Annotated in this window: 19 protein-coding genes; 9 read left to right on the forward strand and 10 right to left on the reverse strand. The window is 49.7% G+C overall.

What is annotated here, in order from left to right; genetic code table 11:
• Positions 1–159 precede the first annotated feature (159 nt).
• The 3 genes from COW15_RS03700 to COW15_RS03710 all read right to left on the reverse strand — a co-directional run bounded on the left by COW15_RS03700 (position 160) and on the right by COW15_RS03710 (position 4823).
• The gene (locus tag COW15_RS03700) at positions 160–1239 is read right to left on the reverse strand and encodes an ACP S-malonyltransferase (RefSeq protein ID WP_293630133.1); all 1080 of its coding nucleotides are present in this window, start codon (positions 1237–1239) and stop codon (positions 160–162) included.
• A complete protein-coding gene (locus tag COW15_RS03705) occupies positions 1236–3584 on the reverse strand; it encodes an alpha-ketoacid dehydrogenase subunit alpha/beta (protein WP_293630134.1) in 2349 nt (782 codons plus the stop codon). Before COW15_RS03705 ends, COW15_RS03700 begins: the two co-directional genes overlap by 4 nt.
• 63 nt (positions 3585–3647) lie before the next feature.
• Positions 3648–4823, reverse strand: coding sequence for an acyl-CoA dehydrogenase (locus COW15_RS03710; RefSeq protein WP_007646928.1), 1176 nt, complete (start codon positions 4821–4823; stop codon positions 3648–3650).
• 156 nt (positions 4824–4979) lie between these two features.
• On the opposite strand from COW15_RS03710, the gene COW15_RS03715 reads away from it, so the two are divergent.
• Positions 4980–5822 (forward strand): LysR family transcriptional regulator, encoded by an 843-nt coding sequence (locus COW15_RS03715; protein ID WP_293630138.1) that lies wholly within the window; start codon positions 4980–4982, stop codon positions 5820–5822.
• Here COW15_RS03715 and COW15_RS03720 read toward each other — a convergent pair.
• From COW15_RS03720 to COW15_RS03740, 5 genes are all read right to left on the reverse strand, one after another.
• Complete coding sequence (locus COW15_RS03720) at positions 5806–6942, reverse strand: ABC transporter permease (RefSeq protein ID WP_293630140.1); 1137 nt, start codon at positions 6940–6942, stop codon at positions 5806–5808. The two genes, COW15_RS03715 and COW15_RS03720, sit on opposite strands and share 17 nt — an antisense overlap.
• Complete coding sequence (locus COW15_RS03725; RefSeq protein ID WP_293630142.1) at positions 6932–7888, reverse strand: ABC transporter ATP-binding protein; 957 nt, start codon at positions 7886–7888, stop codon at positions 6932–6934. The genes COW15_RS03720 and COW15_RS03725 overlap by 11 nt, the downstream gene beginning before the upstream one ends.
• On the reverse strand, positions 7885–8859 hold the full coding sequence (locus COW15_RS03730) for an HlyD family efflux transporter periplasmic adaptor subunit (RefSeq protein ID WP_293630144.1): 975 nt from the start codon (positions 8857–8859) through the stop codon (positions 7885–7887). The genes COW15_RS03725 and COW15_RS03730 overlap by 4 nt, the downstream gene beginning before the upstream one ends.
• Entirely contained in the window at positions 8856–9560 is a 705-nt protein-coding gene (locus tag COW15_RS03735; protein ID WP_293630145.1) for a TetR/AcrR family transcriptional regulator, read from the reverse strand. Before COW15_RS03735 ends, COW15_RS03730 begins: the two co-directional genes overlap by 4 nt.
• A gap of 179 nt (positions 9561–9739) precedes the next feature.
• Positions 9740–10108 carry a hypothetical protein gene (locus COW15_RS03740; RefSeq protein ID WP_293630146.1) on the reverse strand — a complete coding sequence of 123 codons (369 nt, stop codon included), beginning with the start codon at positions 10106–10108 and terminating at the stop codon, positions 9740–9742.
• A gap of 665 nt (positions 10109–10773) precedes the next feature.
• Between COW15_RS03740 and COW15_RS03745 the strand changes: the two genes are divergently transcribed.
• The 8 genes from COW15_RS03745 to COW15_RS03780 all read left to right on the forward strand — a co-directional run bounded on the left by COW15_RS03745 (position 10774) and on the right by COW15_RS03780 (position 21491).
• Complete coding sequence (locus COW15_RS03745; RefSeq protein WP_293630147.1) at positions 10774–11631, forward strand: hypothetical protein; 858 nt, start codon at positions 10774–10776, stop codon at positions 11629–11631.
• Positions 11632–11641: 10 nt separating this feature from the next.
• Positions 11642–12976, forward strand: a complete 1335-nt coding sequence (locus COW15_RS03750; RefSeq protein ID WP_293630149.1) for a DUF4785 domain-containing protein — start codon at positions 11642–11644, stop codon at positions 12974–12976.
• 397 nt (positions 12977–13373) lie between these two features.
• Positions 13374–16601, forward strand: coding sequence for a winged helix-turn-helix domain-containing protein (locus COW15_RS03755; protein ID WP_293630151.1), 3228 nt, complete (start codon positions 13374–13376; stop codon positions 16599–16601).
• Between the two features lie 20 nt (positions 16602–16621).
• Positions 16622–16999 carry a DP-EP family protein gene (locus COW15_RS03760; protein WP_293630153.1) on the forward strand — a complete coding sequence of 126 codons (378 nt, stop codon included), beginning with the start codon at positions 16622–16624 and terminating at the stop codon, positions 16997–16999.
• Between the two features lie 94 nt (positions 17000–17093).
• Entirely contained in the window at positions 17094–17837 is a 744-nt protein-coding gene (locus COW15_RS03765) for a DP-EP family protein (RefSeq protein ID WP_293630155.1), read from the forward strand.
• 333 nt (positions 17838–18170) lie between these two features.
• Positions 18171–19190: a sensor domain-containing diguanylate cyclase gene (locus tag COW15_RS03770; protein WP_293630157.1), complete on the forward strand. Its 1020-nt coding sequence runs from the start codon at positions 18171–18173 to the stop codon at positions 19188–19190.
• Positions 19191–19250: 60 nt separating this feature from the next.
• The gene (locus COW15_RS03775; protein ID WP_293630158.1) at positions 19251–20258 is read left to right on the forward strand and encodes a LamG-like jellyroll fold domain-containing protein; all 1008 of its coding nucleotides are present in this window, start codon (positions 19251–19253) and stop codon (positions 20256–20258) included.
• A 327-nt stretch (positions 20259–20585) separates the two neighbouring features.
• Positions 20586–21491, forward strand: a complete 906-nt coding sequence (locus COW15_RS03780) for a DMT family transporter (RefSeq protein WP_293630159.1) — start codon at positions 20586–20588, stop codon at positions 21489–21491.
• A gap of 95 nt (positions 21492–21586) precedes the next feature.
• On the opposite strand, the gene COW15_RS03785 is transcribed toward COW15_RS03780, so the two are convergent.
• Both COW15_RS03785 and COW15_RS03790 read right to left on the reverse strand, forming a co-directional pair.
• Positions 21587–23179 (reverse strand): ABC-F family ATPase, encoded by a 1593-nt coding sequence (locus tag COW15_RS03785; RefSeq protein WP_293630160.1) that lies wholly within the window; start codon positions 23177–23179, stop codon positions 21587–21589.
• 207 nt (positions 23180–23386) lie between these two features.
• The gene (locus tag COW15_RS03790; protein WP_293630162.1) at positions 23387–25621 is read right to left on the reverse strand and encodes a heavy metal translocating P-type ATPase; all 2235 of its coding nucleotides are present in this window, start codon (positions 25619–25621) and stop codon (positions 23387–23389) included.
• Positions 25622–25644: the final 23 nt, after the last annotated feature.

A 25644-nucleotide genomic window follows, 5' to 3' on the forward strand; every position in this document is an offset into this window, starting at 1 on the left:
TGAAGCATCATTTATTTCAACATCTTACCCAAACTATTTACCTTTAACTTTGCGTTACATCAAAGGGGGGCGGTGCAAACCATAGATAACATCATTTAAGTTAAACGGTTTAGGTAAAGATAGGGATAGATGTATCCCTATCCCATTAACGCTTGCACTTTACTCTGTCAGTGCTAATGACCTTTGCTGCTCATTGCCCATGGCAATTAACCGAGGTTCACTGAGCTGAGCGGCACTAAAATCCGCCTTTGTCCGCCAGCCAAAGCCATTCATGGCGATCAGTGACTGGGCCACTGGGCCGCCTAAGGTATTTCCCGGCCCGAGCACAATCACTCTATCGGGGGCAAATTCTTTCATCACCACGGCAACGGCTTTAGAAAAATCATAGGGCTCAACCACTTGTTCACCTAAAGTGTACTCCCTCAGTTTGGCCGTATCTGTACTGTATTGAGTCCAGATCTGACCTCGGCCGTCCACCAGCGGGATCTTAGGTGTTTGAAACAGCTCCAAGGGCAACTGGGCCAAACCTTTTTCCGAGACGCCATTGAGCAAGGGCGAATGGAAGGCACCGTGATTATATAAGCGCATGGGATAACGATCATCGAGCTGGGGCAGTTGCTCCTCGGCGAGCTTAAGTCCAGCCTCATTACCCGCCAGCACACGATAACCGCCGAGGAAGATAGAAGTAAACAGCTCGCAGCCCTCATGGCGATTAACATCCGCAATCACCCTATCGAGCAGTGCGGTTTTAGTCGTATCGGGGCGCCACTGTTCATTCATTTCAGGGTAGATCAATTGGCCGCCAATCAAGCCCTCGGACATCATAGATCCCATAGTGTTGATCACCCCAATCGCGGCCTCGGGTGATAATGCCCCCGCTAATGCCAAGGCGATATACCACCCCATGGAATTTCCCGTCACTGCGACTATCTCAAACTGATCTGTGTCTATGTCCATAAAGTCCGCCATAGCACAGGCGTAGATCAGGGCCGAGGCATTTTCCCCCGGGGTATGCAGCTTAAATGAATACTTGGCTTCGGCATCTAAGGCGGCAATGCTCACTTGGCCCAGAGCTTTGCGATATGCATCAATATTGGCAATAAATTCTTTTTTATCAGGGTGAAAGCGAGCCAGATAACCGAGTTCTTCCTTGTTGTAACAGCCGCGACCCGGCGCAATCACCACCACACGTTGCTTAGGCTTAGCGCCGTTGTTACTGTCTATCGATGTGGCACTCATGGCCGTACCTCCCTCTCAATTAACCCCTCACTCTCCATCGAAGGTGCAACATTCGGTGAACCCTTTCGCGCGGTTTCGCCCTGCGGCCTGACTAAAGTCAATGCAGTGCTAACTAAGCCCAATGCGGCGCTCACTATGCCCTCGACACTCGGCAGTGGCAGCGTCGCGGCATCCGCCAGCGGAATAAAACAATCTTCGGCGTTTAAGCGCAGGATCGGCGGACAATGGGCACCTAAGTGCTCGTGTAAACTCGTGTAGATGGCCTCACTCACAGATCCACTGCGACGACACTCATCAACAATCAAGATATGCTCACATTGGCCCGCCGCAGTGGCGATGGCCTGTTCATTGAGTGGTGCCAGATAACGTAAATCGAGCACAGTACAGTCGATACCCTGCTCGCTTAAGCGTTTTTCCGCTTGCCGACTGAGGTAATAACCATTGCCATAACTGATAATACACAGGCGCTTACCTTGGCCATATTGACCAATTTCCCCGAAGGGCAACCTCGGGGCCTGATGCTGGTGTTGGTATTCGGCGCTCCACAGATTATCGCCCGCTTGGTGTAAGTCTCGCGTCATATAGAGTGCGATGGGTTCTAGGAAAATCACCACCCGCTGCTCTTCCTGGGCTAAGCGCACGCATTCCCTAAGCATGCCCATGGCATCTTGCCCATTGGACGGACAGGCTAAGATCAGCCCAGGAATATCCCTAAACACAGTAAAGGAGTTGTCATTGTGGAAATGCCCACCGAACCCTTTCTGATAGCCTAGGCCCGCAATGCGGATCACCATAGGATTGGTGAATTGGCCATTAGAGAAGAACGATAGGGTTGCCGCCTCGCCGCGAATTTGATCTTCGGCATTATGGACATAGGCCAAAAACTGGATCTCGGGGATAGGCAAGATGCCATTGTGGGCCATGCCGATAGCGAGTCCGAGGATCGAGGTTTCATCCAGCAGAGTGTTAATGACCCTATTGGGCCCAAACCGTTCCACTAAGCGCGATGTCACATGGTACACCCCGCCTTTCTTGCCCACATCCTCACCGCAGATAACGATATTGGACTGGCGCGCCATCAATTCGGTTAGGGTTAAGTTGATAAGCTTACCCATATGCACGGGCTTACCGAGGGATAATTTATCGGCGATAAACAGCGACTCCAGTGCTTGGGGGGAAAGTGCTGTTCCTATACTTTCGGCTCCCAAGCCTCCTGCTCCCATACATGCCGACTCACGCTTAGGCGGCACTATGGATGCCATGGCTGCGGTGGCGGTTGTCAACTTAGGCCGAGTCACAGCGACACCAGCTATAGCGGTAATTCTCGCCTTTAATTCGGCGTATAGCGCGACAATTTGTGCCGGCGTCATCAATCCAGCTCGAATAATTTGCTCGGCACTGACCAACAGCGGATCTTGGGCTTCATTGTCGAGTATTTGCTGTTTCTTCATATAGGCGATTTCGGCATCACTGCCGGCATGGCCCATTAAACGCACTGTGCGTACATGTAAAAACACTGGCTTACGTTTACTGCGCGCATAGTCGGCGGCCTGCCGACTGACACGGTAACAATCCAACAGATCGCGGCCGTCACAATAAAAATATTCAATGCCGGGACGTTGACTAAAGTTCGCCGCTATCCAGCCCTTAGGCGTGGGGGTTGAGATCCCGATACCATTGTCTTCACAGACAAACATGAGCGGCAGCGGCACCTGTTGATAGGCAGCCCAACCCGCCGCATTGATGGCCGTCTGCGCGCTGGCATGATTAGCCGACGCATCGCCAAAGTTACACAGCACTATGGCATCCTTGGGTAAATTAGCCGACAAATTAAGCCGCTCGGTCAGCGGAATACTCAAGGCGGCGCCAACGGCCTTAGGCAGATGTGAGGCTATGGTCGACGTTTGCGGCGGGATCATTAAGCTCTTGCTCCCCAGCACCTTATGGCGGCCACCGGAAATCGGGTCCTCACTGGAGGCGGCGAAGGATAACAACATATCCCAGAGCTGCGTTTCCCCCGGCACATGTCGCCCCCGCTCCAACATAAATGCCGCGCTGCGATAGTGCAGAAACGCCATATCCGTGGGGCGCAGCGCCATCCCATAGGCGGCATTACCCTCGTGGCCCGAGCTACCTATGGTATAAAAACCTTGGTTGCGGCCACGCATACGGCGTGACTCGAGATCCAATAACCGACTCTTAAGCTGGGATTCAAACATGCCCAAGAAATCGGCATCGCTCAGGCCCAATTGTCTATGATCCCAACCCTGACTCAAGGGTTGAAATTCTTCCTTTAGCACTCGTTCGACAAATTGTCTGTCGAGGGCAATCGCTCTGTCTTCCATTATTCACCACCCAATTGACCGTTTTAAGGAGCTGATACAGGCTGATAGCAAAAGCCTTAGCGGCTAGCCAAACGCTTGGATGCCCGTCTGAGCCCGTCCTAAAATCAATGCGTGAATATCATGGGTGCCTTCGTAGGTATTAACCGCCTCCAAGTTCATCACATGGCGGATCACATGGAACTCATCGCTGATGCCATTGCCGCCGTGCATATCACGGGCAAGGCGGGCGATATCCAATGCCTTACCGCAGGAGTTACGCTTGATAAGCGAAATCGCCTCCACGGGTAAACTGTCAGCATCCATCAAACGCCCCGCCTGCAGACAGGTAAATAGCCCTAGGGTGATCTCGGTCTGCATATCGGCTAATTTCTTTTGGATCAGCTGATTAGCGGCAAGTGGACGATTAAATTGGATGCGATCTAGGCTATATTGACGCGCCCTATGCCAGCAAAACTCCGCCGCACCTAACGCGCCCCATGCGATGCCGTAGCGGGCCTTATTTAAGCAACCGAAGGGGCCTTTCAAGCCCTCGACATTGGGCAATAGGGCCTCTTCACCCACCTCCACGTTATCCATCACGATTTCCCCCGTGATAGAAGCGCGCAGGGAAAACTTGCCCTCAATCTTAGGGGCGCTTAGGCCTTTCATGCCCTTTTCAAGTACAAACCCCCGGATAACGCCATCGAGTTTTGCCCACACCACAAACACATCGGCGATAGGCGAGTTAGTGATCCACATTTTGGCCCCCGAGATCCGGTAGCCGCCATCGATGCGCTCGGCACGGGTTCGCATACCACCGGGATCTGAACCGACATCGGGTTCAGTTAAGCCAAAACAGCCCACCCATTCACCCTTAGCCAATTTAGGTAAATATTTACGTCGCTGCGCCTCGCTGCCATAGGCATAAATAGGGTGCATAACCAGGGAGGATTGCACACTCATGGCGCTGCGATATCCGCTATCGACCCGCTCAATTTCCCGCGCGACTAAGCCGTAACTCACATAGTTGCTATTGGCGCAACCATACTCTTCGGGCAGCGTCGCCCCGAGCAGGCCTAACTCCCCGAGTTCATTCATGATCTCTCGGTCAAAATGCTCATTACGGTTGGCCATTAACACCCGGCTCATCAACTTTTCCTGGGCATATTCATGCACCATGTCACGGATCATCCGCTCTTCTTCGGTCAATAGGGAGTTAAATTGCAGAGGGTCTTGCCAGTCAAAATTAACACGGGCCATAGGTCGATTCCTTTCCAGAAAATGATGGTAATAAGGTACGCGCATGGGCGGTACCGCTTGCTAATTTCCCTAGCATAGGCATAATTTTGCTCTAGGAAAAATATTCTTTTTCTCTATCATCCATAGTTATTTTCTATATCTTACGCAAAGGTAAAGATGAATTTACGTGCCCTAAGCTATTTCGTAGTGGTGTTTGAGAAAGGCAGTATTAGCGCCGCGGCAAAACACTGTTATATCGCCCAGCCGTCTATTTCGGCGGCTATTTCAAGCCTAGAATCTGAACTCAATACCCAATTATTCCAGCGCCATGGCAAAGGCGTGAACCCCACCGATGCGGGCCATAGGCTGTATCCGCTGGCAAAACGACTACTGAATGAATCCAAGGCCATTGCCTCACTGTTCAGTAAGCCTGAAATCCAAGTTCCCTTTAAGTTAGGCTTGATCCGCTCCCTCGGGGTTCAGCGTATGAGTATGTTACTGAAGGATTTTACCAATGCCTGTCCGGATATGGATCTTACCTTAGTGGAACCCACAGAGGATGCCGATGCGCGGATCATCACCACCAGCGACTTAACCACCCAGGAAAGTTTTTTACCGCTGTGGCATGACACTTACCTGCTCGCCATTCCACCGTCCTTCAGCCTCAGTCTGCAGGACACGATTCGCTTGGAGGATCTGCATCAGCAGCCCTTTATTCACCGCGCCCCCTGTGAGGCTTTGACGAGTCTGCAACAATTATTAGATATGGAAGGGATTAAGCTACAGATCAGGGCGAGGATCCAAACCGTGGAATATGCCGTGGGTTTAGTGGCAGCCGGGTTAGGTATCGCGCTGATCCCCGCGATACCGGCATTGCTCGAACAGGCCGATATCGTATTTCGCCCCCTACACGATATCGAACTGAAGCGCACCGTCGGATTAGCCATGCCCCTAGGCCATTCCCCCACCGCTCAGCAAAAACAACTGATAGAACTCTGTAAACTCAATCTAAGCGCTTAGAGAAGCGCAAACTGGCGATCAGTAAACCTATACAGGTAAACGCTATCAGCCACAGGGCATCAAACTGCAGGTCCATCACCTCGGCGTCCCGCAGCACTATGGCCCGTGACATCCGCATAAAATGGGTTGCGGGTAACACTTCGGCAATCCACTGCGCCGCGATGGGCATGGCCTCATAGGGGAACATAAAGCCAGACAGTAGAATCGAGGGCAAGAGTACAAATACCGTCATCTGCATCGATTGCAACTGGGTTTTGGCTATGGTTGAAATCACTAAGCCTAAGGTTAAACTGGCACAAATAAACAGCATGGCCGCCAGGGCGATGGAATCTAAGCCGCCGCGGATAGGCACAGCAAACAACAGGTGCCCAGCGGTTAAGATAATGGTCACCTGCACCAACCCCACCAACACATAGGGCACGATTTTCCCCAGCATCAACTCCAATGGCCGCACTGGCGTCGTGATCAAAAACTCCATATTGCCCTGCTCGCGCTCGCGCACTATGGCGGCGGAGGTGAACATCACCATGGTCATGGTCAAAATCACCCCGAGCAGACCGGGCACTATATTGACCACGGAGCGCTGCTCTGGGTTGAAATATTGCACCACTTCAAAACTCGGCGTACTGGTTTTTAGCGCTCTGCCCGCGATTTCATCCAAGGGCATTTGTCTTAGGCTGCGAATGGTTGAAGCAACAACCGTATCCGAACCATCCACCAGCCATTGGCCTACGGGTTGTGATAAATAGGACTGGGCTAAATAGGCTTGTCCCGCAAAGGCGGGGTGACGTACTAAGCGCTCATCGAGATCGGCGTCAAGGTACAGCACGGCCTTCACTTCACCGCGGGTAATGGCCGCCTCGGCCTCCTGAGCACTGAAATAAGTGCGTTTAAAATCGACCACTTGGGTTGCTTCTACCGCTTTGATTAAGGCGCGGCTATAGGCGGAATCACTTAAATTGACCAGCCCAGCGGGCAGATGGCGGGCATCGGTGTTGATGGCGTAACCAAACAGCATCAGTTGCACCAGCGGGATCATCACTATCATGCCAAAGGTCATGCGATCCCGAGACAGTTGCCTAAGCTCTTTGATCACTATCGCAAAAATTCTACGCCACATGGCTAGCCTCCCCTTGAGCATTCACTCGGGCCCGTCCGCCAGTGCAAGTGACAAACACATCCTCAAGACTCGCGCGTACTTCTTCCATGGTCCGACTCGCTACCTTTGGTTTAAGCCAAGCGAGTGGCTCTTCAATATCGCTGCGCACTAACACCCGCAAACGACTGCCGATCTGCGCCGCCGACAACACCGCTGGCTCACTAATAAGTGATTGTTTTAAGGTGCGTAGATCATCACCACTGACTTCAACCACCCTAGCGCCCATCGCCGCCATCAATTGCTGGGGCGAACCATCTGCGCGTTTTATCCCCCGCTCTAGGATGGCTAAACCATGGCAACGCTCGGCCTCATCCATATAGTGGGTCGAGACCAAAATCGTCGTGCCTTGGGCGCTGAGATCGAATAAGCGCTCCCAAAACTCGCGGCGATTTTCGGGGTCGACCGCCGAGGTGGGCTCATCCAAAAACAGCAATTCAGGGTGATGCAGCGTCGCCGCCGCAAGGGCTAAACGCTGCCGCTGGCCGCCACTCATGGAGCCTGCCATTTGTTTCTCGCGGCTGGCTAAATCATACAATGCCAATAGCTCCACTAAGCGTTGGGCGGATTGGCGACGATTAAGGCCATAAATTTGCGCGACAAACTCAAGGTTTTCCCGCACCGAAAGATTGTCATATAGGGAGAATTTTTGCGTCATATAACCGATGCGGCGACGCAATTTTTCCTCGGCGCCGGGCAAGGTTTCACCCAAGACACGAATATCCCCCGAGGTTGGACTCAGTAGCCCAGTCAACATGCGGATTGAAGTGGATTTTCCACTGCCATTGGGGCCGAGAAAGCCATAAATCGTCCCCTTGGGGATGGCTAAATCGAGATTTTCCACCGCATTGACGCCACCAAAGGCACGGGTCATGCCCTGGGTTTCGATGGCTAAATCGGCGCTTTTCATGGCAGTTCCACCTCGACTGCCATGCCCGTCGGCAAATCCTGCCCCTCTGCCGCAATATCGATATCGGTGAGATACATCAGCCTTGCCCTGTCGCGCTCGTTTAACGCATAAAAAGGGGTGTAGGCGGGTTGGCTGCGGATATTACGTACTGTGCCAACAATCGGCGTCTCGCGGCCATCGACACGAATGTTGACACTATCGCCCGTCTTCACTCTGTCTAGCCAGGTCGCAGGCAGGTACACCCGCGCATAGGGATTAGCGCTCGCCAGCAAACCAATCAACTGAGTACCGGCCGCAATACGATCGCCCACCCGCCAGGGCAGAGTATCGACAATCCCATCTCGCGCCGCCACTAAGCTTAAGTCTGTTAAGGCTTTTTGTTCGAGGGCAACACTGGCACTGGCCGCGGCCACCGCCGCTTTGGCCTGTTCGAGCTGCTCACTACGAGTGCCATTTTCTAACAATCGCAGGCTTTGCTGCGCCTCGGCTTGTTTGGCTAAACTGGTATCCCGCGCCGCACGGGCCGTATCTAAATCCGCTTGGCTAAGCACTTTTGTGACGAATAAGCGCTTTGTGCGCTCAAAGCTCTGCAACGCCTCTTTTACACTGGCATTGGCGCCATCTAACGCAGCTTTGGCTTTTTCAATATCCTCTAAACGGGCGCCGGTCAACGCTTCAGCAAGTTTTGCCTTGGCCTGTTCAAGTTCCGCTTGGCGCTGGGCAAGACGCGCATTGGCCGAAGTCGCATCGAGTCTGAGTAATACCTCGCCCTCCTTAACCTGTTGACCTTCAACCACATTCACTTGAGTGATCAACTCTCCTACGGGCGCGGTGAGCGTCAGTCTATCCCGCTCGATTGTGCCAAATACCCTTAGCGAGTCATCGCCACATCCCATCAGTTGCAGCAGTAAACAGCCGAAAATCGGGCCTATGATTTTTTTATTTAAGCTTATTTCTCTTCCCAAGTTCATAGGGGGCTCCTAGGTTCACGTAACACGCCCTGGGTAAACACCTGCATATTATGTAGTGCTAGCCGCTGTAATCCCTCGGCATCGGTACTAAAAAAGCCAAACTGCCGCATCAATACGGGCGGGGCAATCAACGGAAAGACCATAAGGCTCACAAAACTTAGGCGCGCTAAACTAGGATCTATGTCCTCCTTCAAAAGCCCCGCATCGACTAAGGTGGATTCGATCCATTGCCGCGACAGAGATAGCACTTGCTCAAACACGGACAAAATAATGCGATAGGGTTCCGAGCCATCGCCCTCCTGTAACACCCGTATAATCAATCGTGGCAATCCGGGGTTTGGGGCCATAACACGATAATATGTCTGCATCAGTTCCCCCACATTATTCGGGGCCTCGGCTGTGGATATTTCACGTAAACGTACTAAAACGGGCTCAAGGGTTTCCCGCACCATTTGTTCGAACAAGCCCGCTTTTGAGCCAAAATAGTAACGGATCAGCGCAGCATCGACCTCGGCTTCGCGGGCGATTTCACGGGTAGAAACGGTTGGATAACTGCGATGACTAAAGAGGCTCAAGGCTGCGCTAATTAAGCGTTGCCGAGCGTCAGAGTTGCCCTTGGGACGACCGGGGATCTGCGACTGTGGTGCCGATTGAACGACAAATGGGACAATCCCTTTCGGGCGACCGGGAGTAAGCGACATGACAAGCTCCAGCAAAATTCATCTATTGATGAATATACTGAAAAGCCGCACAAAAAGGCAGCAGTTAAATTCCTCATTTTCATCAAATTTGAGGAATTTAAACCGGGCTCACAGCGAAGAAAAAACAGGGCTACGGAATGTTATTCAGACATGAAACCGTTCTATCTATGCCCCTTTGCTTATGCTCCTTTTACAATAGCACTCAAACGGGCGATAAATTGCTGCACGGCTTCAACATTATCAAAGCTAAAGGCGAGGCCATAGTGGGTTTCGGTCAGGCTCTTATGCAAACGCTTAGGGAAACGCGTCATCTGTGCGTTGTGGAAATAATCATATTTGGCATGCACACCAGCAATCGTGGCTAATTCGCCGGAAAAGACCTCAAAGGCAGGACGAATAATCAGATTGGGGGATTTACCGTCGAGGTGTAAATAAAAGGCCTCTTTGGTCTCTGGCAGCATGTATTCGGTAATGTTTTTTATGGTGAAATTAGTGCGGCATTGCAGCCCACTTAAGCAGTTCACCAGCTCATGATGTTCTATCGTCAAACTTATTCTCCCTTGTCTTTTTAGGCCTACCCATGTCGCATGACATCTACTATCTCAGCCTAATCGGTTTACGCTTTAAATGCACTAAGCCGATGCCAATCTCCCAAAGCGAGTGGTGAAGTTTAACGAACTTATCTAAAAAACCTTTATATACAGAACGATAAACCTATTAATTCAAACACAAAGCCAGTGTCACAGAAAATTCTTTTACCTAATCAGGCCAATATTTCAAACACTATAAAACACAGTACCATTTATTAGTCATTGCTTATCATTACCTTATCGACCCCGAAATTGATATTAAAACGCATGCTTGAAAATGCCGCCATGCTGTTCAATTCTATGGTGATTTTTTTACTTGCCAGCACAAAATGTTGCGTTTAGGTTAATAAACTTGAGTTAAGCCCTGTTGATAATTGCCTATTTGCATCTATCGCATTTGATGCAGCAGTAAACGAGTGCATTCAAACTATCCCGTCGTATTCAGGCCTTAACTCATGTTTTACCCAAAATGAGTAACCCGCGCTTAAGCGCATATAAACAGAGCCATGTCAGCCGATTTCACACTAATTTAAGACAAATCCTCCGCTCTACCGATTTGTCCTAAACAGTTGCAACGGACTGCGCGGCCACTCTCAATAAGACCAACAACACGAGATATACCCATGAAGATCAATAAAGCCCTTATGCTCTTGGGTCTGTTAGCTGTCAGCCCAGCGACGTTAGCCGCAACTGGTATTGCCTTTATCCACGGTACGGGTCATCAGACCAATGCCTTAGCCGATTACTGGACGCCCGAATTTGTTAATTCGGTGCGCCAAGGTATTCCAGTGCCCAACAACTACACAGTGATCAACTGCGACTTTGACCAGTATATGTGGGAAGAAACTGCCGCAGGATGCCTCGCTACCCAGCTCAATAGCTTTATCCAAGCCAAAAATATCGACGACTTGATCCTGCTGACCCACTCCAATGGCGGTAACGTCGTGCGCTGGATTTTATCTAATCCGACCTGGGATAGCCGTTATCCCGCGGTGATCAACGCGACCTCAAAGGTTATCGCCCTCGCACCTTCCAGTGCTGGTACGCCGCTGGCCGATGCCGTTAACCAAGGTAATGTCTTCGAAACCAGCTTAGGTTGGCTCCTCGGCTATGGCAGCAATGCGGTGAAACAACAGCAAGTTGGCTGGATGGCCAACTACAATAACACTTGGCTCTATGGCACTTCGGGTCGCCCATCCTTAGGTAAGCCCTTCGAAGTTGTCGTTGGCTCAGATGTGGACTCCGCGATTTGGGATAGCGATAGCTACTGCGCGGGTTATCAGTATCAGGTGGCACTCGAAACCACCCAAAACTGGCTCGATAGCTGCTCCGACGGTTTCTTAAATTGCAGCTCGCAAAAGGCGGCAGGCACTGTCTGGTTTACCGATAAACAAAAGACCGGCGGCCAAGAGCCGTTGAGCCATCAGCAGAGCCGCCGTGCGTGCTTCAATCTAGACACGCTGATCCGCAATCATATTTAAGGAGTTTCCCATGCACACATTTACACTCCGCACCTTAAGCAAAGCGGTCAGCCTCGTTATCTTAGGTGGCCTGCTCGGTGCCTGTCAGGATGAAGCGTCGACACCTGAGCCACAAAAAGAAGCCAGCCCTATGTATGCCAAGGGGTTAACCTTAACCGTGCCAAGCGATACCGATCTTGTCGACACTGAAATCGTCTCCCCAAGCCTAGCGCCCATCAATACCAATACCGATTACGTCAGCTTTATCAGCCCACTCTACGGCGAATACCAAGCCAGTCAGCCCGTGCTTGAGCAGGCAAGCCAAAGTGATGAATATTGGCTTAATGTCACTGGCGCCGAGCTTAATGCGGGCGTGACGCTGACCATGAGCCAAGCGGCGAGTTTAGTACGTATTGCGCCCCGTAGTGATTTAAGTTCTGGTGCCCTAATGCACGCCGAGGCCATTGCCCCCGAACGCGTACAAATTCAGCGGATAGGCCAAGCACCACAGGGCAAAGCTGCGTCCAGCAGCCCACAAGCCAGCGAGTCTTTGGTTAAATCTATGGTCAGCGCCGAAGCCTTAGCCAGCGCGGGGCTGGTCGATGATTCCAGCGCACTGCAAATGTCTGAAAAGGCCACGGCCGGAGAATATCGCCTCCAAGTCAATCAACCTTTAACCCCTAGCGCCAATTACTTAGTGAATGTGAAGGAAAAAGGCTCGCCCTATCAACTGAGTCTGAAAGCCCCCACAGCGGTCGCGGCCGATGCGCAAAGCGTTGGTATCAAACTCGCCTTAAGTCAAAGTGATAATCAATTTGCGCCTCAGGCCAAACTCAAACAAGCCGATGGCGAAATCCAGACTATTGCCATGGTGAAACGAGGCGATACTTGGCAAGCCCAAATCCCCCAAGGCATGCAGCTAGCCAATAGCAATGCGGGTTTCAGTGAAATTGAAGTCACAGTACAAACCCAAGTCGATGGCCGCCCTGTGCAGCGCACGGTGAAGTCCGTCTTTAAGTCCTATGTGAATTCGGCCAGTATCAAGCCAGAAGTGCTGACCGTGTGGGATAAGGGGTTACCCAACCAAGTGAATTTTGAGCTAAACATCGCCGAGACCGGGCGTTTTGGCTTAAGCGGCGTGCTCACAGGCACCAATGCCGAAGGGCAAAGAGTCGCGATTATGCGCACCCAAGCGGCCAACTGGTTAACGCCAGAGTCCTCCAAACTCAAGCTGATGTTTGACCCAAAGCTAATCCAAGCATCGGGTTTGCAACCGCCCTTCGAACTCAACGAGCTAGAGCTGCAGGATCAAGGGCAAATGGCGCGGTTAAGTTTTCAGGCCAACGCACTGGTGCTTACTCGCTAACTCAATTGAACCAAACCCTTCCCTTTTCTCCCTTCGCAACCGCTTTGAGTGCCCACCTTGGGCACTCTTTTTTTTTGAGCACTGTTGCGAGCCAAGAGTACAGCCGCAAGCCGCCTCAACTTAATAACAAAGATTGCCGCGCTACAGCTCAAACTCACAACCCTGTGATAAACAGAGTGCCAAGCCATGCAATAGCGTCACAATGCCGATATAAAATTTACATTGATTACCTAGGGTTATTCCTTTTAAATAACAAAGGGTCTAGGCATAATGTCAATGTTTTGACGTCATGCGAAATGATGACAATCAATGTACAAAACGCGCTAACAATAAAAATAACAGCGACTCGCGGCTCCTTATTCCCCGCTAGAGTCGATGCTCAAGCAATGGAAATCCTATGAGTGACAGCACATTTTTTTTGGGTGAATGGCAAGTCAATCCCAGCGCCAACAGCCTGCTTCTGGGTAAGCAAGTTAAACAGCTTGAGCCCAAGGCGATGGATGTGCTGTTATTTCTCTGCCAACGGGCGGGCGAAGTCATCAGCAGTGATGAAATAGTCAGCCACTGCTGGCCGGGTGTTGATACTGGCGACAACCCACTACATAAAATTATCAATCAGTTACGTAGAGCATTAGGCGATAGCGCCACCGATCCCACCTATATAGAAACCATACGCAAACGCGGCTATCGCACCTTAGCCGAGGTTCGTTTTCCCGTCGGCCACGAGGCCAGCGCCACGCCACAAACCTGGCAAGATGGCTCGCCATTTCCGGGTCTGCAAGCCTACAGCGCCAACTATGCCGACGTGTTCTTCGGCCGCAGCGAACAAATTAGCACGCTGCTGAATCGCATTAGCCAACAAATCCAATTTGGCCGCGCCTTCTGCTTAATTTTAGGCCCCAGTGGTAGCGGTAAATCCTCCTTAATTAATGCCGGTGTATTGCCCAACCTCATGGCCGCCAATGGCTTTAATGGCGTCGGCGTTGTGGCCTATAGCAGCCTCGATTTTGCCGATGTCAGCAAGGGACAACTGCTCACCGTACTGGCCAGTGCCATGCTCGACTGGGAGCTAAACGACACCCCAGTATTTGAGGGAATGAGCGCCGATACGCTTGCCGCCAAGCTTGAGCAAGATCCGCAGAGCATTGTCGACATATGCAAACAAAGCCTTAAAAATCAGACTTATGCTACGCCACGCTTTGCCTTATTTATCGACCGATTAGAGGTCTTATTATCATCGCCGCTATTTAGCGACACCGAGCGCACAGTATTTGTTGAACTGCTGGAACAACTCGCCACCTCTAAGGCCGTGATTATCATCAGTGCCTGTCGTAACGATTTTTATCCTTTACTTGTGGGCTACCCAAGCTTAATGGCCGGCAAATCTCGCGGCGCACACTTTGACTTAGCGCCGCCGACACGCACCGAGCTGCTGCAGATGATCCGCCTGCCAGCCGTTGCCGCCAATTTAACTTGGGAAATCGATAGCGACACCGCCATGCCGCTCGATGAAATGCTCTGTAGCGATGCCGCCAGCAACCCAGATGCGCTGCCTATGTTGCAATACACCTTGCAGGCGCTGTATTTACAGCGAAGCGACGATGACAAACTATTAGTCTCTGTGTATCGCACCTTAGGCGGTATCGAAGGCGCTATCGGTAAAAATGCCGAACAGGCCATCTCCCATTTAACCGAGGCCGAAAAAGCCAGTCTGCCGCGGATTTTGTCCCTGCTAGTCACCCTGCGTGAGGATGAAAAATCCATCACTAGCCGCACCGCCCGCTGGTCACAGTTGCAAAACTCGGCCGAAACCGCCCTAGTGCAAGCCATGGTCGATAGCCGCTTATTTGTGTCCCATCTGCAAAATGGTGAGCCCTGTTTTAGCATCGCCCACGAAGCTCTGCTGCGCCGCTGGCCAAGGGCAACGGCGTGGATCAGCGAACATAACGACAGCCTTAGCATTAAGAGCCGACTACAGCATTTATCCCAACGCTGGCTAAGCGAAGCTAAACACAGCGCCTATTTGCTGGCCGAGGGAAAGCCCTTAAAAGAGGCCCAAAGCCTCAGGCAAAACCCCTTGTTTGACTTAGACGAGCGGGAAACCGACTTTATTGCCGCTTCCAGCAAACGCGCCACTATGCTGCGCTGGACGAGGCGCATCACAGTCGCCCTGCTGTGCGTCCTCACCTTAACCTCAGTCATGATGAGCGTTCGCAGTATCGAAGCCGAAAAGCTGGCCCAGCAAAAACGCCTCGCCGCCGAAGATCTGCTCGGGTTTATGGTGGGTGACTTCGCCGATAAGATGCGCGGTATCGGCCGGATGGACTTACTCGATGGCATCAGTAATAAGGCCTTGGAATATTTCACGGATTTTTCCAGCCAAGACGATGAAAAGTACTTAAGCTTCGATGCCCGCTTCCAACATGGGCAGACCTTAGAGGCCATGGGCGAAGTCGCCTATTCACGCAATAAAATCGATGAAGCCCGCAGCGCTCTACTCGCAGCGCAAGAAAAAATGCTGCCGCTGCTCGAATTGCAGCCAGACAACTTAGCCCTGCTAAAAACCTTAGGCGCCAATGCCTTTTGGTTGGGTCAGCTTAAATATGATGTGAGTGATTGGGCCGCATCGCGCCCCTTCTTCGAACAGTATTTAGTCTATAGCCAAACCATGTATGCCCTAGCGCCAGAGGATAAAGATGCGCTGATGGAGCTGTCCTATGCCCATAACACCTTGGGCTCAGTGTCGATGAAGCAACAGGAGTTTGCTAAGGCACAGCAAGATTTTGAGGAGTCGCTAAGACTTAAATTGCTCGCCTTGGCAAAAGCGCCTGAGGATAGTCAGTTAATTGCAGATGTGGCCGATACAAGATCTTGGTTAGCGAGTGCTGCGGTTTCACAAGGTGATGTACTTTCCGCAATACAAATCCACACTCAGCTCCAACAAGAATTAAGCAAAAATATCAAACAGCCATATATATTAGATAGATTATCAGGTAGCCATCAAATTTTAGCTGAATTATATGATTATCAAAACCTACCTGAACAGGCCCTTCAACAGGCTAAACTCGGCTTTGAAGCAATATCTAATGCACTTATGTTAGACCCACAAAATGATATTTGGAAAAAGCAAAAATATTATTTCAAATTCATGATTTTATCATTTTCAGACACTGAAAATGATGACCTCAATAATTTAAAAAACATCCTTGATTCAGATATTGACTTAGCGTCTTCACAAAAAAGAGATGAAGTTTATGCAAATTATTTTCTTGCATCCGCTCAATACCTGCAACGCCACGGTAAAATGAAGGAAAGCTTAGCCTATGCCTTACAAGCAAGAGAAGAGTATCTTAAACTATCAAAAAAATTTACTCAAAACCTTCACTATATTTCTAGCTTATCTAAAAGCATTCTTCTTGAAGCTAAGATAGCTAAAGACAATAATACCTTGCATGATCTCTGCAACATCTCAAAAAATTTACTATTTCCCATAGTAAAAAAGGAAAAATCACCTAAATTCACAGTGCCTTATGTTAAATCTCTTGATTGTTTAGGAGAATTTACAAAAGATAAGTCACTAGAGAACTTACTGTTAAAATCACACATAGATAATATTAAATTTTAACCCAAGAAAAGGAAGTTAATATGTTAGCACCACAAGGTTTAGCTCAATTTGTAAAAGTGAATGTCACCTTAGAAAATGGTGAACCTGTATTTATCTATACCGATGCAGACGGTCAACAGTGCCCAGGTGATGTGACTGTTACTCAAGCGGGTACAGTTACTTACCTGCTTAATGATCAGACTGGTAAAGGTTTAAAATTTGTCGGTGTGGGTTTTGTGACCCCGTTTGATGAAATTGTCGATGCAGTGACCATTAGCAGCGATGGTATGTTAGTGCAAGTCGTGGATCTCGATAGAACACCAGGCACCACTAAGTTCCAATTTGTGTTGAGCAATACCACGAATACCTTACTGGTGTTAAGTCCAGATCCTCAGATTATCAATCGTGGTCAAGACTAAAGTTGATTTGGGACAGCCAACCCTGTCTCTTTTTTACTAGCCCCAACAATCATACTTAAATACATAAAACTAATTGAATTTAAATGGAATTATAATGAAAAAAACGCTGATAACACTAGCACTCATCACCGCATCCTTAACCGCTCAGGCCGCGACTCAAGTTGAAATCGACCAAGCCCTTGCGCCAGTGAAAACCCCTGCCGATTTACAGCAACTTCTCAATGCACCGTCACCACTGGACGCCTTAGCCGGTAACTTACCGCTGTTCCTCGACAGCATCACTGGGCTTGCACAGGGCCAAAATATCAGTTTTGATAAACAGTTACTCTCTGCCCCCTTGACCGCCACCGAGGTCTATCACATTTTGGCCTTGTTTGGTCAGCAAACACACATCGCCCAATATCAAGGCGCCGCCATAGTGACTGCGTCTGATACATTACTGTTAAACAATACAGCCCTGCCAGTGTGTGCCACCAACGCCCCGATTGAGTTAATGGTCACCCTCGATAGTCAAAAGCAGGCGCAGTTCCACTATGCCCAAGCGGGAATTGAATGTGATGGCAATGTGGAACTCACTGAAAATGCCACCATCACTTACCAGTTAGTCCCACAGCCAACATCACCTAAGGGACTGCGCTTAACTGGCGCTGGCTTTACCAATCCCTTTGATGGACATATTGAGACGGTCAGCGTCAGTGCCGATGGCCAAAGCATCCAATTGCAAAACAATATTCAAAATAGCGGTGTCAGCAAGTATCAATTTATTTTTGCCACAGAGGAAAATGATTTGCTGTTGGTAAGTCCTGATCCTGAAATTACTAATCGCCCACAAAACTAATTTTTGATAAAGGGACTGCTGAGCAGTCCCCCTTTTTTCCTTCCTGACCCCCTCTGCTTGCCGCTGCCAAACGCCTTAGCTAGCCAATTACCCCCCCCCTTTTAGCCAATTCTTCTTTGCAAATTTGCGCATTATTTCACCTTTACACGACACAAATCGCGCCGAATCGACGTGAAGATTACCCTAAATCATTCGAAAGCTAATTTTTATTCATTTATAAACAATAGGTTAAACCAGAAGGTAAGCAGAAGGTATCTTTTCTTCCGCCAGAATAAAGTCATCCTCAGAAAAGCGCCTAGCGCAGATGATTAAAGTTCACGGAGAAAGATAACAATGACAAACTCACCGAAACTGGCTCGCCAACAACCCGCCTTATCCATTGTCGATGATGCTGCATTGCCCGCAACTCAACCTGCAAAGAGTGCCGAGCTACCGCTGAACTTTTTCGAGCATTCTTCCCTCGAGACCATTGAGATCTTTATTCAACATTTAACCGAGGCTGTGATCTTAGTGAATGCCAATGGGTTTATCCGTTCGTGCAATCGGCGCAGTGCCGAGCTGCTCGATTGCCCGCAGGCGAGTTTAAAGGGTCAAGACTGGCGCAATTTTTTGACCGAACATCATCAAGCGCGCTATGACAATCTCCTGAGCCACGATGTGCAACTAGGCACCAACTGTGGTCACCCCGTGCAGCACCCCGCGCAGGAAACCACTCTGATCTGCGCCTCTGGCAAGGCCAAAGATATTGAGTTATCCATCTCTTATATTCCCAGCCATGAACCTATGTTCGTCATGGTGATGCACGATTTAACTCAGCATAAGGCGGAAAACCAAAAGCTGCGCAAGTTAGCCGCCACCGACTCCCTCACCCAACTGGCCAACCGTCGCTATTTCGATGAAATGCTGCAACAGCACTGGGAAGAATGCACCGCCAAACAGCGCCCCATCAGCGTAGTCATTATCGATGTGGATTATTTTAAAGTGTTCAACGATCAGTTTGGTCATATCCAAGGTGATGAATGCCTTAGAAAAATTGCCAAAGTGATTGCCACTATTGTGCCTATCGACATTGGTCTTGCCGCCCGCTACGGCGGCGAAGAATTTGCGCTAATCCTGCCTAATCACAATGCCAAAATGGCACTCACTATTGCGCAAAAAATCCAGCAAGGCATTAATGCCCTGCGCTTCACAGAGCAAGGGCTGCGCGATTATGTCGCTGTGAGTGCCAGCCAAGGCATTGCCAGTGAAATCAACGGACAGTTCCGCACCTCACTCGCCATGCTGTGCGCCGCCGATACGGCCCTTTACCGTGCTAAGGCCGATGGTCGCGATAGAATTAATGCCTCCCTGTGATGGTGTTTATCGGAAATAAAGCCAAAGGGTTATACATGACATAACCCAAGGATATCGCCCATGAAAACCTCAAAAAGCTTATATTCTGGTTCGAATAGCCTAACTCAAGGTGTATCTCAAGATATAGCTCAAGAGACGCCAGAAAATACGGCTAATATACGCCTCTTAGGCACGGGGACACTCGATGTTTTCACCTTTCAAGCTTGGATAAAAACCCAACATGGGGGGTTGGTCTTTCAATATTTGAGTGAGTTCAATCATACCGGCTTTATGGTAAAAATTAATGCAATTGGCCATATTGAATCGGTCGTTAATAGTCGGTTATTGTCTATTGAAATGATATCAATTCCAGGTGGACTCAATGATGATTATTGGCATTTATTATCCATCAGCTATCAATACCATAGGCTAAAATGCTATATCGATGGGGATGAAGTCGAACTTCAGCAGCAAATTATGCCCTTAACGGTTCAAAATACATTAAAGGGCATATGCGCTGAAACTGCATTGTTCGAGGGGGAGATTACCAACATCAGTTTAATTGAAAACTGCTTAATAGATAGTCAAATCCTAGACTATTATCGGCAGCCATATGCTCAAGCATCCATCGCTGCTAATAATCTTTATACTTATCCAGATAAACAGCCACAAATGAATATCGATTCAAACCCGTTTTATTCAGTAAGACAAGAAGTGATGCTGATTGTTTTTAACGATACCGAATATCAATTTATTAAAAATGCCTTAAACACGAATAACTTTAACAAACAACTCCCCAATAGTATTCCCGCCAATGAGCGTTGCGCTTATATCATTGAGTCAAACAATCACACTTGGCCACACTTTATTTATCAAGCAAACTATATTGCCGAAGAAAAACCCGATATTGAATTAACTTTTGATATATTAAAATCCCTCACCCCGAACCGTTCCCATGTTCATTTACAGCTCGCTAATGAACTGACCTTTGATTGCTTTATCAGCCAATCTACCCCGAGTCGATTAATCGCCGAAATTCGTATCAGCGAAATCAGGAGTGAAGAGGCGCGCCCCTTATATCGTCGATAACAAATGCCACTCTGCCATTAATGGCATAAGCGGCCTTTGGCCCTAAATAGCCGTTTCGAATTGTGGGTGACTTTATAGGTCGAGCAGGGTATCGCTAAGCTGGCCCTCTGCGCCATGGATGGCACGGTGGAGCCCTCAGGGAAGAGTTCATGGCGTGCCTGCGTGCGATACCCTGCGATGTAGCATACTTAGGATCAGTTATTTAGCACGATCACCACAGTGTAATCTAATACCTTGCTAGCCTAGCGGCGTATTTTAGGGCAAACTCAGCGTCCTTACCCCTTGGAGTCCTTCCACGGTACGCAATCGCACGCTATAAGGTGACACATGAATCCGCCCCCCGCTTTGGCCTTAATCTTTGCCCTATTGGCTGCCACTTTAATGGGCACTATTGGCATATTCGCCCGCTTTGCAGCCCTGCCCGCCGAACACATTACCTTTTATCGTTTACTCTTTGGCGCCTTGTTTTTAACCGCTTACATGGTGTTTAACGGCAAGCGGCAGGAGATCCGCCATAGGCCCAGCAAACGAACCTTGATTAATGGCGCTATGCTCGCGGGATTTATGGCTTTTTATATCGAGGCCATTCAATACACTCAAATGGCGACCGTGATTATGATTATCTACCTCGCGCCTGTGGTGTCTTCGGTATTTGCGCACTTTGTGTTTAATGAAAGACTCAACCGATTCAGTATGGCAAGCGTGGTACTCGCCTTAGCGGGCTTTATATTAATGCTGCCCGTCACATCGAGCCAATCGCTATATGACTCTGAAATAGTGGGATATTGTTATGCGCTGCTCGCGCTAATTACCTATAGCGGCTTTATCTTAATCAATCGAAAACCCAGTGCCGCTTCGCCCTATCAAAGCACCTTAGTCCAGCTCAGTGTCGGCGCCCTCTGCTTACTGCCCTTAGTGTTAACCACGCCCTTAGTGCCGAGTCTGAATCAATTTGCTTGGCTGCTTGCGATTGGCTTCTTTCCGGGGTTTTTAGCGATTTTATTTGCGGTAAAAGCCCTAAGCCAACTGCCCTCGGTCACCTATGGCACACTCTCCTATGTGGAACCTGTCGTAGTAGTGACGCTGGCATGGTGGCTATTTAATGAGGCCTTAACGGCGCAGCAGCTCAGTGGTATGGGACTTATTATACTGGCAGGCATAACTCAGGGTTGGCTAAGCCAGAGGTTTTGCTACCGTCGGCGTGATTTAGGTAGAGCAAAAGCCAACGGATAAGGCGCTATAGCCGTTATCTATTCGCAAAGACAAACGCCAGAAACAAAAACGCCGCTCAATAAGCGGCGTTTTTTTAGTACACTTAAGGCAAAAAATTAGCCTTCGATACCCTTGCTGGCGAGGAATTCATCGTAGGTGCCCCTGAAATCATTCACACCCTTGGGGGTGATTTCAAGGATACGGTTTGCCAGTGACGATACGAATGCGCGGTCATGGCTCACAAAGAGTAAAGTGCCTTCGTATTTTTCTAAGGCGTTGTTTAATGACTCGATAGATTCCATATCCATATGGTTAGTCGGTTCGTCGAGCATCAAAATATTGGCTTTTTGCATGATAAGCTTGCCAAATAACATCCGCCCCTTCTCACCACCCGACAACACTTTAACCGACTTTTTAATGTCGTCGGCGCCAAATAACATCCGGCCTAAAATGCCACGGACAGACTGATCGTCATCTTCGGGTTTGCGCCACTGGCTCATCCATTCGAATAAAGTCATGTCGTTCGCGAAATCAGACTCGTGATCCTGGGCGTAGTAGCCAATGTTGGCGTTTTCAGACCATTGAATATGACCTTCATCCTGTGGGATATCATGGATTAAGGTACGCAGCAGGGTCGTTTTACCCACGCCGTTCTCACCGAGGATGGCGATACGCTCACCCACTTCCACAATCAGATTTAAATCTTTAAATAGCGGAGTGTCATAACCTTTGGTTAAATTTTCAACCACTAAGGCATTACGGAACAGTTTCTTTTCCTGTTCGAAACGAATAAAGGGGTTCACGCGGCTAGAGGCTTTGACTTCATCTAGCTTAATTTTGTCGATTTGACGGGCGCGTGAAGTCGCTTGTTTTGCCTTAGAAGCGTTGGCGGAGAAACGTGCAACGAAGGTTTGCAGCTCAGAAATTTGCGCCTTTTTCTTGGCATTATCCGCAATTAAACGTTCGCGTGCCTGGGTGGCCGCTTGCATATATTCGTCGTAGTTACCAGGGTAAACGCGCAGCTCACCGTAGTCTAAGTCCGCCATATGGGTACAGACCGAGTTTAGGAAGTAACGGTCGTGGGAAATAATGATCATGGTGCTGTCGCGTTGGTTCAGTACGTCCTGTAACCAGCGGATGGTGTCGATGTCCAAGTTGTTGGTTGGTTCGTCGAGCAGCAGTACATCGGGATCGGAGAACAATGCCTGGGCTAACAGTACCCGCAGTTTTAAACCTGGGGCGATTTCAGACATCAAACCAAAGTGGGTCTCAATGCCAATACCGACACCGAGCAGGAGTTCACCGGCACGAGATTCGGCGGTGTAACCGTCCATCTCGGCAAATTCCATTTCAAGGTTTGCCACGGCAATGCCGTCTTCTTCGCTCATTTCGGGCAGAGAATAAATACGGTCACGCTCTTGCTTAACCTTCCACAGCTCACGGTGACCCATGATCACTGTGTCGATCAGGGTGTATTCCTCATAACCGAATTGGTTCTGGCTTAGTTTACCCAGACGCTCGTTGACGTCTAAAGATACGTTACCGCTGCTTGGCTCTAGATCACCGCAAAGGATCTTCATGAAGGTTGATTTACCGCAGCCATTTGCACCGATAAGACCGTAACGGTTACCGCCGCCAAATTTAACTGAGATGTTTTCAAACAGTGGCTTAGAGCCAAACTGCATGGTGATATTCGCTGTTGTGATCAAAATGAACTTCCAAATCGAGTAATGTTGGCCAGACTATTGGCAGTGCAAATAAGCATAAACCAATTTCCACTAGCCTGAGGGGGTAAAAATAAACGTGGCACTATAGCAGTTTGGGCTAAATTATCAACTAAAAAGGCCTCATCCTTCTCCCCTGCAACGCCTTGTCCTGGCGGCGAAATCCAAATCGGATCGGCGTCAAGGCAGAGGCTACAGCTGCTGTTTCCTTAAACGATTGGCGTTGGTTACCACGGTAAGCGACGATAAGGCCATGGCCGCTCCGGCAATCACAGGGCTTAACAGCATGCCCGTTAAGGGATAAAGCACGCCCGCCGCCACCGGAATACCTAAACTGTTATACACAAAGGCACCGAACAGATTCTGCTTAATATTGGTGATGGTCGCCCGCGACAGGGCCAATAAGTTAGCAATCACTATCAGCTGATGGGAGAGCAGTGTCATATCGGCACTCTCGATCGCCACCTCAGTGCCCGATCCCATGGCAATACCCACATCGGCACTCATCAAGGCGGGCGCATCGTTAATGCCATCCCCCACCATGGCAACAATATGCCCCTGTTGCTGCAATGCTTTAATATGTTGCTGCTTTTGCTCGGGTAATACGCCGGCTATCACTTCGCTAATACCGACGCTATCGGCAACAGCCTGCGCCGTTAACGGATTATCCCCCGTCAATAACACCACACGGATCCCCTGTTGCTGCATAGCCTGGATCGCACTTTTTGCATCGGGTTTAATAGGATCGGCAAGGGCGATAGTGGCCACTAACTTGCCCGCCTTGGCCACATATATAGGCGTTTTACCTTGTTTGGCAAAGTGTGAGCTCGCCTCAATCTCTAATCCAGAGCCATGCTGTTCGGCCACATTAAAGGCTTGCATCAGGGCGAGGTTGCCCACCAGCAGCGCCGCGCCTTCTACTTGCCCCTCAATCCCTTTGCCTTGGTGGTTAGTGAAGACTTGCGTCTCTGGCAATAGGCTTATGGATTGCTTGGCATAGTGGACTATCGCACTCGCCAGTGGATGTTCGGAATGCTGCTCTAGGCTCGCAATCGCACCGAGTAGGGATAATTGCTCCTCTTCAGCAATGACAGATGACCAATTCACATCCGTCACTTGGGGTTTACCTAAGGTCACTGTGCCGGTTTTATCGAGCACAACACAATCGACTTTGCTGGCACTCTGTAGGGCTTCGCCATTTTTGACCAGTACGCCCATCTGTGCGGCGCGGCCCACGGCCACCATAATTGACATGGGCGTTGCTAGCCCTAGGGCGCAGGGGCAAGCAATAATCAGCACACTGGTCAGCACCACGAGCGCATGGCTTAGGGCGGGAGCGGGGCCAACAAAGAACCAGATCAAAGCCGCCAGTAGCGCAATAACCACCACACTCGGCACAAACACCGCCGAGATCTTATCCGCCAGCCGGCCAATGGGCATTTTAGAGGTTTGCGCCTCCTGTACTAAGGCGATAATTTTGGCAAGCCGCGTATCCTTAAGCCCAGCGGTCACTCGATACACTAAGCTGCCATTGCCGTTGACTGTGCCGGCACTGAGGCTATCGCCGATATTTTTAGATACGGGAATAGGTTCACCCGTGAGCATGGCTTCATCCAGCAGTGATTGGCCCGACTCCACCACACCATCTAAAGCGACTCTGTCTCCTGGGCGTAAACGCAGTTTATCCCCAAGTTTTAGCAAGCTAATTTCAACCTCTTCATCGCCCTTCTCCCCGATGCGAATAGCGGTAGAAGATTGCAGGCCGAGCAGACGTTGCACCGCTTCACTGGTTTTCCCCCGCGCCTTAAGCTCGAGGGCATGGCCTAGGTTAATTAAGCCTAAGATCATCACACTCGCCTCAAAATACACATGGCGGGTATCCATAGGAAATGCCGTTGGGATCAAAACCACCAACATGGAATAGGCCCAAGCCGTAGTCGTACCCAGCACGATCAAGGTATCCATATTGGTGGTTTTAGCCTTAAGCGCGCGCCACATACCTTGATAGAAATGTTTGCCCGTGGCGATCAGTAAAACAAGGGTCACCAACCCCATAATGCCCCAACCTAACTGCATACTGGGGCTGTTGATCATCATCTCACCACCCAGTAATCCCCAGAGCATCATAGGCACGCCCACAACGAGCGCGGCTAGCGCTTGGCGCATCCGCAGGCGATATTCGGCCGCATCCTCTAGCCGCTTTTCCTCTGCTGCCGCCTTAGCATCGATGATCACCTGTGCCGGATAGCCCGCATTTGCCATCAGCTCCAATGCGGTATCTGTGCTCATTTCACCGTTCACTGTCACTTGCTTATCGGCGAGATTGACCCTAGCTTCGATACCCTGCTGGGCAGCAAAAGCCTTTTCAATTTTGGCAACACAACCGGCACAATTCATATTGGCGACATAGAGTCTTATCTGAGACATGGGATATTCCTTGGTTGAACTTA

It is taken from the genome of Shewanella sp. CG12_big_fil_rev_8_21_14_0_65_47_15 (genome assembly GCF_002783505.1).
GTDB lineage: Bacteria > Pseudomonadota > Gammaproteobacteria > Enterobacterales > Shewanellaceae > Shewanella.

What these genes read in the sequence shown, in the direction of transcription:
- COW15_RS03700 (WP_293630133.1), bottom strand. Translation starts at nt 1,239, where the DNA reads ATGAGTGCCACATCGATAGACAGTAACAACGGCGCTAAGCCTAAGCAA.
- COW15_RS03705 (WP_293630134.1), bottom strand. Translation starts at nt 3,584, where the DNA reads ATGGAAGACAGAGCGATTGCCCTCGACAGACAATTTGTCGAACGAGTG.
- COW15_RS03710 (WP_007646928.1), bottom strand. Translation starts at nt 4,823, where the DNA reads ATGGCCCGTGTTAATTTTGACTGGCAAGACCCTCTGCAATTTAACTCC.
- COW15_RS03715 (WP_293630138.1), top strand. Translation starts at nt 4,980, where the DNA reads ATGAATTTACGTGCCCTAAGCTATTTCGTAGTGGTGTTTGAGAAAGGC.
- COW15_RS03720 (WP_293630140.1), bottom strand. Translation starts at nt 6,942, where the DNA reads ATGTGGCGTAGAATTTTTGCGATAGTGATCAAAGAGCTTAGGCAACTG.
- COW15_RS03725 (WP_293630142.1), bottom strand. Translation starts at nt 7,888, where the DNA reads ATGAAAAGCGCCGATTTAGCCATCGAAACCCAGGGCATGACCCGTGCC.
- COW15_RS03730 (WP_293630144.1), bottom strand. Translation starts at nt 8,859, where the DNA reads ATGAACTTGGGAAGAGAAATAAGCTTAAATAAAAAAATCATAGGCCCG.
- COW15_RS03735 (WP_293630145.1), bottom strand. Translation starts at nt 9,560, where the DNA reads ATGTCGCTTACTCCCGGTCGCCCGAAAGGGATTGTCCCATTTGTCGTT.
- COW15_RS03745 (WP_293630147.1), top strand. Translation starts at nt 10,774, where the DNA reads ATGAAGATCAATAAAGCCCTTATGCTCTTGGGTCTGTTAGCTGTCAGC.
- COW15_RS03750 (WP_293630149.1), top strand. Translation starts at nt 11,642, where the DNA reads ATGCACACATTTACACTCCGCACCTTAAGCAAAGCGGTCAGCCTCGTT.
- COW15_RS03755 (WP_293630151.1), top strand. Translation starts at nt 13,374, where the DNA reads ATGAGTGACAGCACATTTTTTTTGGGTGAATGGCAAGTCAATCCCAGC.
- COW15_RS03760 (WP_293630153.1), top strand. Translation starts at nt 16,622, where the DNA reads ATGTTAGCACCACAAGGTTTAGCTCAATTTGTAAAAGTGAATGTCACC.
- COW15_RS03765 (WP_293630155.1), top strand. Translation starts at nt 17,094, where the DNA reads ATGAAAAAAACGCTGATAACACTAGCACTCATCACCGCATCCTTAACC.
- COW15_RS03770 (WP_293630157.1), top strand. Translation starts at nt 18,171, where the DNA reads ATGACAAACTCACCGAAACTGGCTCGCCAACAACCCGCCTTATCCATT.
- COW15_RS03775 (WP_293630158.1), top strand. Translation starts at nt 19,251, where the DNA reads ATGAAAACCTCAAAAAGCTTATATTCTGGTTCGAATAGCCTAACTCAA.
- COW15_RS03780 (WP_293630159.1), top strand. Translation starts at nt 20,586, where the DNA reads ATGAATCCGCCCCCCGCTTTGGCCTTAATCTTTGCCCTATTGGCTGCC.
- COW15_RS03790 (WP_293630162.1), bottom strand. Translation starts at nt 25,621, where the DNA reads ATGTCTCAGATAAGACTCTATGTCGCCAATATGAATTGTGCCGGTTGT.